This is a genomic window from Curtobacterium sp. PsM8, assembly GCF_030433875.1.
GTDB lineage: Bacteria > Actinomycetota > Actinomycetes > Actinomycetales > Microbacteriaceae > Curtobacterium.
The window spans coordinates 1-11159 of sequence record NZ_JARUXD010000088.1 but is presented as its reverse complement, the minus strand read 5'-3'; the positions used below and the strand labels follow the sequence as shown (position 1 = coordinate 11159).

Below are 11159 nucleotides of genomic sequence, written 5' to 3'. Positions count from 1 at the left end.
GGCCGCGCGGCCCGCCTCCGGGGGGGGGCCGCCGGTGCGCGCCGCCCCCCGCCCCCCCCCGGGGGGGGGCCGGGCCCGGCAACCCACGCCGGGGCCCGACCCGACAGGGGCCGGTCCTGGTCGGCGCCGTCCCAGAGGTCGCCACACTCGACCGGCTGCGCCCCCGCCGACCGGAGCCAGGGACCGGCACCACGGTCTGCGTCCGCCACCGCTCCGGGATCGAGCGCAGCCCGGAGCGATGCACGGAGCGATGCGCCGAGCGCTCGCCAGTGGTCGCGCCCGAGGAGCACCGGGTGGCCGGGCCGACCGCCGTGCACCGCCCGGCGGAGTGATCCGGGGTCGGGCGTCGTCCGTCCGCCGTCGTCGAGCACCCGCCGGACCGCCGCGTGGGGCAGCCCGGGCAGGTCCACGAGTGTGACGAGCGCCGCGGTGACGTCCGGGTCCTCCGCTGCCGCCGTCAGGCCGGTCAGCAGCGAGGCGGACGACCCGCGTTCCCAGTCGTCCGCGACCACGCTGCGGACCGCCGGCCGGTCGGGGACCAGGGCACGGGCCTCCCGGCTGGCGGCACCGAGGACGACGACGACCGCGTCGCACCCGCCGTCGAGCAGCGCGGTGACCGCCAGGTCGACCCAGGGTCGGCCGTCAGGTCGACGCACCAGTGCCTTCGGGCGGCCCATCCGGGTGCCGGCGCCGGCCGCGAGGACGACGCCGACCACCCGGCCGGACCCCGCGTCGGCGGCCGTCATGTCGGACCGTCAGACGAACCCGGGCACCGCGAGCCAGGCGGCGGGGGCGTCCTCGATGCCGTCCCGGACAACCGTGCCCGAGATGAGCCCGTAGGGGCGGTCCGCGGCGAAGAACACCTCGCCCGGGTTGTCGAGCCCGAACGGTGCCAGGTCGACCAGGAAGTGGTGCTTGTTCGGCATCGAGAAGCGCACCTCGGCGATCTCGGGGAACGCCTCGATCGCGGTGCGTCCCATCGCGAACAGGGTCTGCTGCAGCGCGAGCGAGTGAAGGTCCGCGAAGGTCTCGAGCATCCGGGCGAGGACCCCCGCGTACACCGCGTCGTGGTCCATGCCGGCGGCGACCGCGTCGGGCAGGTAGCGCCAGCGGGCCGTCACCGAGGTCGCCAGGATCCGGTCGTCGGTCTCGGCGAGCGTCGTGTAGCCGTCGCGGGGGAAGCCGTGGAACTCGCTGCCGGTCGACTTCAGCACGGTCAGGTCGGTGACGCCCGCGATCACGTGGACGTCGTCGCCGTCGACCTGCACGACCGCGGTGCGGGTACCGGCTCCGGCGCGGACGAAGGCGTGGTCGTGCTCGCGGCCGGCGACCGTGATGCGCTCCCAGGTGTGCTGCTCGGCCGACAGGGTCGCGCCGTCGTACCAGTCGAACGCGGTGGTGAAGTGGCGGCCCAGGCGGAGCAGGAACTCCTCCGGGCTGTGCACGCCGTGCTCGCGAGCGAAGGCGTAGACGGTGTTCTTCTGCGAGTCCGTCGCCAGGACCTTCGCGTTGTCGCCGTCGGTGTACGAGTCGGCGAGCGCCGTGCCCCGCAGCTGGGTCGTGACGGTGAGGTCCTCGATCTCGTGGCGGTCGGTGTCGCGGGTGACCCGGACCAGGCGGACCTCGGCCTTGCCGTACTGGTTGGCGCCGAGGTGGACGGTCGTGGGCACGCCCGTGCCAGCGCTGGTGTCGGGTGCGGTGCTGGTGTCGGTCATGGGGGTCAGCTCCCTCGGTAGGTGGAGTAGGCGAACGGACTGAGCAGGAGGGGGACGTGCAGGTGCGGCGCGGGGTCGTCCGGTGTCGGCCCGTCCGGCTGCTCGGGCACGGTGATCGTCACGGTCACCCGGGGGTGGAACGTGCCGGTGTCGAGTGCCGCCCAGTACGCGCCGGTGGCGAAGGACAGGGTCCACTCCCCCGGTGCGAGCCGGTCCGGTCCGAGGCTGCTGATCCGACCGTCGGCATCGGTCCGGCCGGAGGCGACGAGCACCCCGTCGGCGTCGGTCAGCGAGACGGCGACCCCGGCGGCGGGCCAGCCGTTCGTGGTGTCGAGCACGTGGGTGCTGAGGTGGCTCACCGGACGCTCCGCTCGAGTCGGAGGAGGGCGATCTCCCGCAGCTGGCCGGCGACCTCGAGGCGCTCGGTGGCGTCGTCGTTGTCCATCCGCCGGCGGAGTTCGGCGAGCACCTGGTCGGCGTTGCGACCGGCGGCGCGGATGAGGAACACCCGGTCGAAGCGGGTCTCGTAGGCGGCGTTGCCGGCCCGGAGCGCGGCCGCGGTGTCCGCGTCGGCATCCGCGGACGCGGCCTGCTCCAGCCGGGAGGCTGCTGCCGCGGCTCCGTCACCCACCGGCCGGTCCCCGATCCGCGGGTGCTCGGCGAGCGCGGCGTCGACCTCGTCATCGGTCCAGGTCCGGGCGAGCCGGTCGGCCGCGACGGCGAGGGCGTCCGCCGATCCGTACGGGCGGCCGGCGAGGACGGCGTCGGCCCACCGGGGCACGGCGGCCCACGACACGACGAGTGCCCGGGCAGCGTCGTCGTCGAGCCGGTCGAACGCGAGGGCGCTGCCGGTGGTCGGGGACGCCTGCGTGACGGCGTCGGACGGTGGAACGGTCATGTCCCGGAGGATGGCACCCCCGTGTTTCGGGGAGAGGTCGGGCAGGTCACGGGTCCGCTGCACCGCCCGACCACGGCTGTTCCTTCCCCGTAACGACGCTGAAACACCGGTTCCCTAGCGTGGCCGACATGGCATGGAACCGGGGCATGATCGCGCACGGCCGACGAGTCGGTGCGCTCGTCGACCCCTGCCGCCCTGCCCTGATCGGACCCGTCCATGGACCTCGTCTCCGTCTGCACCGTGCGGACCCCGTCGCACCGCGACGACCTCGCCTTCGCACCCGGTGACCGCCCGCTCGGTGGCGGCACCTGGCTCTTCTCGGAGGAGCAACCCGGCCTGACCGGGCTCGTCGACCTGACGACCCTGGGCTGGCCCGACGTCGAACGGACGCCGGGCACGCTGACGATCGCGGCGACGTGCACGATCGCCGCGCTGCTCCGGGTGCAGCCGGCCCCCGACTGGAGCGCCTGGCCGCTGGTGGACCGGTGCGCGAACGCACTGCTCGCCTCGTTCAAGGTGTGGAACGCGGCGACCGTCGGCGGGAACGTGGCGGTCGGGCTGCCGGCCGGGGCGATGACGGCACTGCTCGTGACACTCGACGCGACCGCGGTGGTGTGGACGCCGGACGGCGGGGAACGCCGCGTGCCCGTCGAGCAGCTCGTGCTCGGCGTGCAGACGCTCGACCTCGGGCACGGCGAGGTGATCCGGGCGTTCGACCTGCCGGAGGAAGCGCTGCGAACGACGACCGGGTTCCGCCGGGTGTCGCTCAGCCCGCACGGCCGGTCGGGCTCGCTCGTCACCGCGCGGTGGTCGGCGGCGGGCTTCGTGCTCGTCGTCACGGCGGCGACCCCGCGGCCGGTGGTGTTCCGGTGGGCAGCGGTGCCGTCGGCCCGCGAGGTGGACGCCGCCCTCGACGCCGTCCTGGGCTCGGACGAGGACTGGTACGACGACCCGCACGGATCACCCCGGTGGCGACGTGCGGTGAGCAGCGTGTTCGCCCACGAGCTCCGCGACGAAGCCGCCGAGGCAGCGGGCGCACCGGGAACGACCGCAGCGACGGTGGGCACCCGATGAGGCTCGAGGTGGACGGCACCCCGCTCGAGGTCTCGCCGCAGCCCGGTCAGGTCCTCCGCACGCTGCTGCGCGAGCACGGCGTGACCTCGGTGAAGAAGGGCTGCGACGCCGGTGACTGCGGTGCTTGCACGGTCCTCGTCGACCAGGTGCCGGTGCACTCCTGCATCACGCCCGCCCACCGGCTCGAGGGCCGCACGGTCACCACGGCCGCCGGTCTCGGCACCCCGGAGGACCCGCACCCCGTCCAGCGTGCGTTCGCCGAGGCACCCGGGTTCCAGTGCGGCTTCTGCACGGCGGGATTCGTCGTCACCGCCTCGACGCTGACCGAGGACGACCTGGCCGACCGGCACCGGAAGCTCAAGGGCAACCTCTGCCGCTGCACCGGGTACCGGGCGATCGAGGACGCGCTCGACGGCGTCGCGAACACGACCTGTGCGGCACCGGGCGCGGCGATCGGCACGTCGGTCGCGGCCCCGGCGGCCCGACGCATCGTCACCGGCCGCGAGGAGTACACGCTGGACGTGCCGAGCGACGGGCTCCGGCGCACCGAGGCGCTCCTGCACCTCGCCGTCCTCGGCAGCCCGCACCCGCACGCTCGCATCACCGCGATCGACACCACCGAAGCCTCGGCCCTGCCCGGCGTCCACGCCGTGCTGACCCACCACGACGACCCCGGCGTGCTGTTCTCCACCGGCCGCCACGAGTCACGGCTGGACGACCCCGACGACACCCGCGTGCTCGACCCGGTGCTGCGGTTCCGCGGCCAGCGCGTCGCCGCCGTGGTCGCCGACAGCGTCCGGATCGCCGAGCAGGCATGCGCCCTGGTCCGCGTCGAGTACGAGGTCCTCGACAGCGTCCACGACCCGGATGCGGCACGTCGGCCGGGTGCCCCGCTCCTGCACGGTGACAAGACGACGGCCGAGCACCGGATCGCCGAGCCGGCGCGGAACGTCGTGGCGAGCCTCCACGGCGGTACCGGCGACGTCGAGGCCGCGCTGTCCGCGTCGGCCGCGACCGTCGACGGGGTCTGGACCACCGGCCGCGTCTCGCACGCGGCCCTCGAGACGCACGCCACCCGCGGGTGGGTGGACCCGGACGGGAGGCTCGTGCTCCGGACCGCCACGCAGGTCCCGTTCCTGGTGCGGGACGAGATCGCCCGCGTCTTCTCGCTCGACCCGGCCCGGGTGCGCGTCGTCGCGAAACGGGTGGGCGGCGGGTTCGGCGGCAAGCAGGAGCTGCTCACCGAGGACCTCGTCACCCTGGCGGTGCTGCGGACCGGCCGCACCGTGCAGTTCGAGTTCAGTCGTCGGGACGAGTTCACGGTCGCACCCACCCGGCACCCGATGCGTGTCCGGGTCCGGCTCGGTGCTGACGCGGACGGCACGCTCACGGCGCTGCACGTCGACCAGACGATGGACACCGGGGCGTACGGCAACCACGGCATCGGCGTCATGTTCCACTCGGTCAGCGAGTCCGTCGCGGTGTACCGGTGCCCGGTCAAGCGCGTCGACGCCGAGTCGGTGTACACGAACAACCTGCCGTCGGGGGCGTTCCGCGGCTACGGACTCGGGCAGGTGGTGTTCGCGATCGAGTCGGCGATGGACGAGCTGGCCCGCGAGCTCGGCCTCGACCCGGTCGAGTTCCGCCGGCGGAACGTCGTGGTGCCGGGTGACCCGCTCGTCGTCACGGACCCGCACGAGCAGAGCGACCTGCAGTGGGAGGGCAGCTACGGGCTCGACCAGTGCCTGGACCTCGTCGAGGACGCCCTGGCCGGACCGCTGCCCGAGGTCCCGCGGATGGACGGGCCGGTGCTCGACGGTCCTGGGCTGGACGGTCCTGGGCTCGACGGTCCGGGGCTGGACGGTCCCGCCGACTGGGCGTTCGGCACCGGTGTCGCCCTCGCGGCCATCGCCACCATGCCGCCTCGGGGCCACCACGCCCACACCTCGGTCGAACTGCTGCCCCGCGGGCGGTACCGGATCGGTGTCGGCACCGCCGAGTTCGGGAACGGCACCACCACCGTGCACACGCAGCTCGTCGCCACCGCGCTCGGCACCACACCCGACCGGGTCGACGTGCACCAGTCCGACACCGACGCCGCGCGCCACGACACCGGGGCGTTCGGGTCCGCCGGGGTCGTCGTCGCCGGGCGTGCCCTGTACGCCGCCGCCCAGGCGCTCCGCAAGGACCTCACCGACCGGGCCCTGGCGCTCGTCGCAGCCCGCACGCCGCGGACCGCCTCCGGCGTGCTCGGCCCGGCGGTCAGCGTCGAGCCCGAGGGCGTCCGCGTCGGCGACGAACTCGTCGGGCACGCGGAACTGCTCGCCGAGGGGCCGCTCGTCGCCCACGCCAGCCACGACGGCACGCCGCGCTCCCTCGCCTTCACGGTGCACGGAGCCCGGGTCGCGGTGCACCGACCGACCGGCGAGGTCCGCATCCTGCAGAGCGTGCAGGCCGTCGACGCCGGCACCGTCCTCAACCCGGAACAGCTCCGTGGCCAGGTCGAGGGCGGTGCTGCACAGGCGATCGGGTCGACGCTCTACGAGGAGGTCGTGCTCGACGCCACCGGCCGGGTCACCACCGATGCCTTCCGCTCCTACCGGGTGCCGAAGATCTCCGACGTGCCACGGACGCAGGTGCTGTTCGCCGAGACCTCCGACCCGCTCGGCCCACTCGGTGCGAAGTCGATGAGCGAGGCGCCCTACAACCCCGTCGCCCCGGCCGTCGCGAACGCCGTCCGGGACGCGATCGGCATCCGGCCGTACCGCCTGCCGATGACCCGCGACCGGGTGTGGGCGCTGCTGGCGGACGCGACCGACGCCGGGGGTGCCTGATGTTCGAACTGGCACCGCGCCTCCTGGCCGTGCTCGACGGCGGCGAGCCGATCGTCGTCGCGACCGCCGTCGACGTGCAGGGCAGCGCGCCGAGCGGCACCGGCACCTCGATGGCCGTGCTGCCCGGCGGCGAGGTCGTCGGGACGATCTCCGGCGGGTGCGTCGAGGGGGCGCTGTACGACACCGCCGAACAGGTCCTGGCGACCGGCATCCCGGTCCTGGAACGGTTCGGGTTCGAGGACCCCTCCGACCCCCTGGCCGACTGGGCACCGGGCTTGCGGTGCGGGGGCCGGGTCGAGGTCCTCATCCACCGCGTCCTGCCGACCGACACCGTCGTGGTCGACGCACTCCGCGCCGCCGCTGTCGGGACGCCGACGTCGCTCGGCCTGTCGCTCGACGCGGCCTCGCTCGGCACGGTCGTGACGGCGTCCGACGGCTGCCGGACCCGTGTGTTCACCGAGTACGCCGGCGGACGGGCGCGGTGCATCGTGGTCGGCGCGGTCGAGTTCGCCGTCGCCGTGACGAACACCGCGGCGATGCTCGGCTACGCGGTGACCGTCGTCGACCCGCGGCCGGTGTTCCTCACCGACCAGCGGTTCCCGGCGGCGCAGGAGCGTGTCGTCGGGTGGCCGCCGCGGATCCTCGCCGACACCGCGATCGGACCGGACACCGTCGTCATCGTGCTCACCCACGACGAGCGGTTCGACGCCGAGGTGCTCGACCTCGCGCTCCGTCGTGGTGCCGGGTACGTCGGGGCGATGGGCTCGCGGGCGACGCACGAGCGACGGCTCGCGGTGCTGCGGGGTCTCGGGACGCCCGACACCGGGCGGCTGCGGTCCCCGATCGGCCTCGACATCGGCGCTGAGACCCCGGCCGAGATGGCGCTGTCGATCATGGCGGAGGTGGTGGCGGTCCGCCGAGGTGCCCCGGGCGGCGCGCTCGTCGACGGGAGCGGGCCGGTGCACCGGCGGCCGGTGGAGGACGCCGTGTCCCGGTGAGTCAGTGGGCAGACGCCACGAGCCGCCGGCAGAGCGGGTACCAGTGCCGCTCAGCCAGCACCGAATCAGCGCCCCCGGCGAGCCACTCGCCCGGGACGACGGGTGGAGCGTCTGTCGTCCAGACGGTGAACGCCGCAACCGGGGTCGGCCACTCGTACTCCGGCGTCGGCACCGTGACCGTGTTGCGGACCGCCCCGACGTACCGGAGTGGCACGGGCCCGCCGAGCACCTGACGGACGAGTTCTGCGAGCGCGACCGCACCGTCGTGGTCGCCCGCACCGACGCGCGCCGTCGGCAGGTCGACCTTGCCCGACCCGTCGCGGCGCGTGCAGAAGACGCGGTCCCCGTCGGTCAGCAGCAGGCGGACCAGCCCGGTCGGACGGAGCACGGGGCCACCGAGGACGACGTCGGCGACGCCGCCGGGTGGCAGCCACGGGGCGTCGACGGTCGACTGGATGACCTGCGGGGCGTCGTCCTGCACCGGACGAGGGTACCGAGCGGACGCACCCGAGGGGGCGTGACGCGACCGCACCACGCGGCCGCTCCTCAGCCGACGGGGGTGAGCCGCGCCTGCCGGCCGTGGTCGCGTACCGAGGCCGCCGCGCTGGCGACCGGCAGGGTGAGCACGAACGCCGCGCCGTCCAGGACGAGCGGGTCGGCCGCGACCAGCTCGCCGCCGGACGCACGCGCGATCCCGCGCGCGATCGGCAGGCCGAGCCCGGCGCCGGCGCTGCGGTCCTCGCGTCCGTCGTCCAGGCGGACGAGTCGGTCGAACACCCGCTCACGGTCGACTGCGGAGATGCCGACGCCGTCGTCCTCCAGCCGGACCACGGCGGTGTCCGCCCCCTCGGCGGCCAGGAGCGTGAGGAGCAGGTGACCGTCGCCGCGGGTCGCCCGGGCGGCGTTGTCGGCGAGGTTGCCGAGCACCTGGGCGATGCGGTCCGCATCGAGCAGAGCCGGCACCGGATGGTCCGGCACGCGCACGTCGAGGTGCACGGACGGCAGCCGCAGGACCAGCCGCTCCGCCTCGGCCGTCAGGAACGCGGCCAGGTCCACCGGTCGGCGGTCGAGGTCGATCCCGCGGTCCAGCCGCGCCATCGTGAGCATGTCGTCGACGAGCCGGGAGGCGCGCCCCGCCTGCCGTACGACGTGCACCGCGAGCTGCTCCTGCTGCTCCCCCTGCACGCCCGCGCGGATCAGCGTCTCCGCGGCCGCCCGGACACCGGCGACCGGGGTGCGGAGTTCGTGAGCGGCATCGGACAGGAACGCCCGGAGGCGCAGCTCGGCCTGGACAGCCTGGTCCTCCGCCCCCTCGACCGCGTCGAGCATGGTGTCGAGCGCGGTCGCGACACGGCCGATCTCGGTGTCGTCCCGGTGCGGTCGGAGGCGCCGGCCACGGTCACCGCCGGCGATCGACATCGCGGTCGACGTCACGACGTCGAGTGGTCGGAGCGCCCGGCGGACGACGAGGGTGACACCGACGACGGCGACGACGAGGAACCCGGCGGAGGCAGCGCCCATCACCCAGCCGAGCGTCGACAGGGTGGACTGGACGTCTCGCGTGCCGGTCGTCAGGGTCAGGACCGTGCCGTCGTCGAGCCGTGACCTGAGGGTCAGGACGCCGTCGTCCTCGGAGGTCGTCGAGGACACCACGGACGCGCCGTCCGCGCTGCCGGTGGTGGTGCGGCCGACACCGGTGCCCGTGCCGGTGTTCCCGACAGCAGCCCCCGGGCCCGATCCCGGCGCGGGCAGGTTCCCCGGGTCGGGCGGTCCGGCGCGGAGCTGCTCGGGCGACGGGCCGGCCTGCACCTCGGCACCGTCGGGCTGCACGATGCGCACCGACAGCCCCTGCATGGACAGCCGGTCGGCGAGGTCGTCGGCGTCGACCGTCCCGACGAGGGCCGCCGCCGCGGACGCCCGGTCCCGCAGCCGGTCGACGGTCTGCGCGCGGAGCTGGTCGCCGAGCAGGGCCTGCACCGCGACGCACAGGCCGCCGAGCAGGACGGCCAGGAGCACCACGATCGCCACGACGGTCCGCAGTCGGAGGGACGTGGTGCGGAGCGCGGGCGTGACGGGAGCGGCGGCGTCCGTCCCGTGGCCGACGGCGACGCGGCGGCTCACGCGGCGATCCGCTCGGCGCTCATCCGGTAGCCCAGCCCGCGGATCGTGTGGATGAGGCGCGGGCCGTTCGCCTCCATCTTCCGCCGCAGTGCGCTGAGGTGCACCTCGACGATGTTGGGGTCGATGTCGTCGTACCCCCACACCTGCGTCAGGATCTGCGCCTTCGACAGCGTTCGGCCACGGCCCTCGGCCAGGAAGCAGAGCAGCCGGAACTCGGTCGCGGTCAGGTCGAGCAGCGCACCACCGCGGCGGGCGGTCGCACCGTCCGGGTCGACGACGAGATCGCCGATCTCGACCACGGACGGGATCCGTCCCCGCCGCCGCAGGACCGCCGTGACCCGGGCCACGAGCTCCGCCATCGCGAACGGCTTCACCACGTAGTCGTCGGCCCCTTCGGCGAACCCCCGCAGCCGGTCGTCGAGTTCGTCCCGCGCGGTCATCATCACCACGGCGGCGTCCGACACCGAGCGCACCCGGCCGGCCAGCACGATGCCGCTCGCCCCGGGCAGCATCCAGTCGAGCACCACCAGGTCGGGGCGGCCCGAGGCCAGGTCGTCGACCAGGGTGTCGCCGTCACCGGCGGTGCGCACAGCGAACCCCTCGGCTCGGAGGCTCGAGGCGACGGCGGTGCGGATGGACTCGTCGTCGTCGATGACGAGGACGCGGGCGGGGAGGGTCACGCCGGGAACGGTAGGTGTCTTCTGCGAGCAAGGAGCATGGAACGACCTGGGCAACGCCTGTGCTTCAGTTCTGCTTCAGACACGACTTCCAGCGTGGTGCACAGCGAGCCGGACGGGTTCGTCACGACCACGAGGAGCACCCCGATGCACCAGAGCAACCAGCACGACGACCAGGACGACCGCAACCGGAACGACCAGCCCACCGAGCAGTACCCGGTGGACCACTTCGCCGCAGCGCCCACCACGGCACCCGCAGCCGACCGCACCGCCGGCCGACGACGCTTCGCCCGCCGCGCCGGCATCGGTGCCGCGGTCGCCGCCACCCTCGTCCTCGGCGGGGTCGGCGTCACCGCGGCGATGGCCGCCGGTCCCGGTGACGGCGGGAACAGCAGTGTCACCGCTCCGACCGGGGCGCCGTCGGGGGCACCCACCGGTGCGCCGACGGGAGCGCCGAGCGGTGCGCCCGCCGGTCCGGGGGCAGCCGGCGGGGCGGCCGGCGGCCCGGCAGGTGGTCCCGCCGGTGGTCCGGCAGCCGGCCCCGGAGCCGGTCCGGCCGGCGGAGCCGCCACGTGCGGTCCCGACGGAGCAGCACCGAAGGCCGACGGGAAGGCACCGACGCCGCCGAAGGGCGACGGAAAGGCACCGACTCCGCCGAAGGCCGACGGGAAGGCACCGACTCCCCCGGCGACGGACGGCTCGGCGCCGACCCCGCCTGCCCCGGGTGACGCGCCCACCGGTGCTCCGACCGACGCACCGACCTCCGGTTCCTGACGCGACCCGGGCGGGGGGGGGGGGGGGGGGGGGGGCCCCCCCCCCCCCCCCCCCCCCCCCCCCCCCCC

The 11159-nt window shown here is 74.9% G+C and carries 11 protein-coding genes; 4 read left to right on the top strand and 7 right to left on the bottom strand.

The annotated features are described in order from the left end of the window. From QCD68_RS15490 to uraD, 4 genes are all read right to left on the bottom strand, one after another. A partial coding sequence (locus QCD68_RS15490) for a nucleotidyltransferase family protein (RefSeq protein ID WP_367316844.1) occupies nucleotides 1-746 on the bottom strand: 746 nt, incomplete at its 3' end. Between the two features lie 9 nt (nucleotides 747-755). Continuing rightward, nucleotides 756-1715 (bottom strand): factor-independent urate hydroxylase, encoded by a 960-nt coding sequence (gene pucL, locus QCD68_RS15485; protein ID WP_301223670.1) that lies wholly within the window; start codon nucleotides 1713-1715, stop codon nucleotides 756-758. Nucleotides 1716-1720: 5 nt separating this feature from the next. After that, nucleotides 1721-2074 (bottom strand): hydroxyisourate hydrolase, encoded by a 354-nt coding sequence (uraH, locus tag QCD68_RS15480; RefSeq protein ID WP_301223669.1) that lies wholly within the window; start codon nucleotides 2072-2074, stop codon nucleotides 1721-1723. Then, nucleotides 2071-2613: a 2-oxo-4-hydroxy-4-carboxy-5-ureidoimidazoline decarboxylase gene (uraD, locus tag QCD68_RS15475; protein WP_301223668.1), complete on the bottom strand. Its 543-nt coding sequence runs from the start codon at nucleotides 2611-2613 to the stop codon at nucleotides 2071-2073. Before uraD ends, uraH begins: the two co-directional genes overlap by 4 nt. Before the next feature lie 216 nt (nucleotides 2614-2829). On the opposite strand from uraD, the gene QCD68_RS15470 reads away from it, so the two are divergent. From QCD68_RS15470 to QCD68_RS15460, 3 genes are read left to right on the top strand one after another with little or no spacing between them, the layout of a single operon-like run. After that, nucleotides 2830-3687, top strand: a complete 858-nt coding sequence (locus QCD68_RS15470) for an FAD binding domain-containing protein (RefSeq protein ID WP_301223667.1) — start codon at nucleotides 2830-2832, stop codon at nucleotides 3685-3687. Next, nucleotides 3684-6521 (top strand): molybdopterin-dependent oxidoreductase, encoded by a 2838-nt coding sequence (locus QCD68_RS15465; RefSeq protein ID WP_301223666.1) that lies wholly within the window; start codon nucleotides 3684-3686, stop codon nucleotides 6519-6521. The genes QCD68_RS15470 and QCD68_RS15465 overlap by 4 nt, the downstream gene beginning before the upstream one ends. Next, a complete protein-coding gene (locus QCD68_RS15460) occupies nucleotides 6521-7519 on the top strand; it encodes an XdhC family protein (protein ID WP_301223665.1) in 999 nt (332 codons plus the stop codon). The genes QCD68_RS15465 and QCD68_RS15460 overlap by 1 nt, the downstream gene beginning before the upstream one ends. Nucleotide 7520: 1 nt before the next feature. Here QCD68_RS15460 and QCD68_RS15455 read toward each other — a convergent pair whose 3' ends face one another. The 3 genes from QCD68_RS15455 to QCD68_RS15445 all read right to left on the bottom strand — a co-directional run bounded on the left by QCD68_RS15455 (nucleotide 7521) and on the right by QCD68_RS15445 (nucleotide 10320). After that, the gene (locus QCD68_RS15455; protein WP_301223664.1) at nucleotides 7521-8000 is read right to left on the bottom strand and encodes an NUDIX hydrolase; all 480 of its coding nucleotides are present in this window, start codon (nucleotides 7998-8000) and stop codon (nucleotides 7521-7523) included. 65 nt (nucleotides 8001-8065) lie between these two features. Beyond that, complete coding sequence (locus QCD68_RS15450) at nucleotides 8066-9640, bottom strand: HAMP domain-containing sensor histidine kinase (RefSeq protein WP_301223663.1); 1575 nt, start codon at nucleotides 9638-9640, stop codon at nucleotides 8066-8068. After that, entirely contained in the window at nucleotides 9637-10320 is a 684-nt protein-coding gene (locus QCD68_RS15445) for a response regulator transcription factor (protein WP_301223662.1), read from the bottom strand. The genes QCD68_RS15450 and QCD68_RS15445 overlap by 4 nt, the downstream gene beginning before the upstream one ends. A 144-nt stretch (nucleotides 10321-10464) precedes the next feature. Between QCD68_RS15445 and QCD68_RS15440 the strand changes: the two genes are divergently transcribed. Continuing rightward, on the top strand, nucleotides 10465-11091 hold the full coding sequence (locus QCD68_RS15440) for a hypothetical protein (protein WP_301223661.1): 627 nt from the start codon (nucleotides 10465-10467) through the stop codon (nucleotides 11089-11091). The last annotated feature ends 68 nt before the right edge of the window (nucleotides 11092-11159 follow it).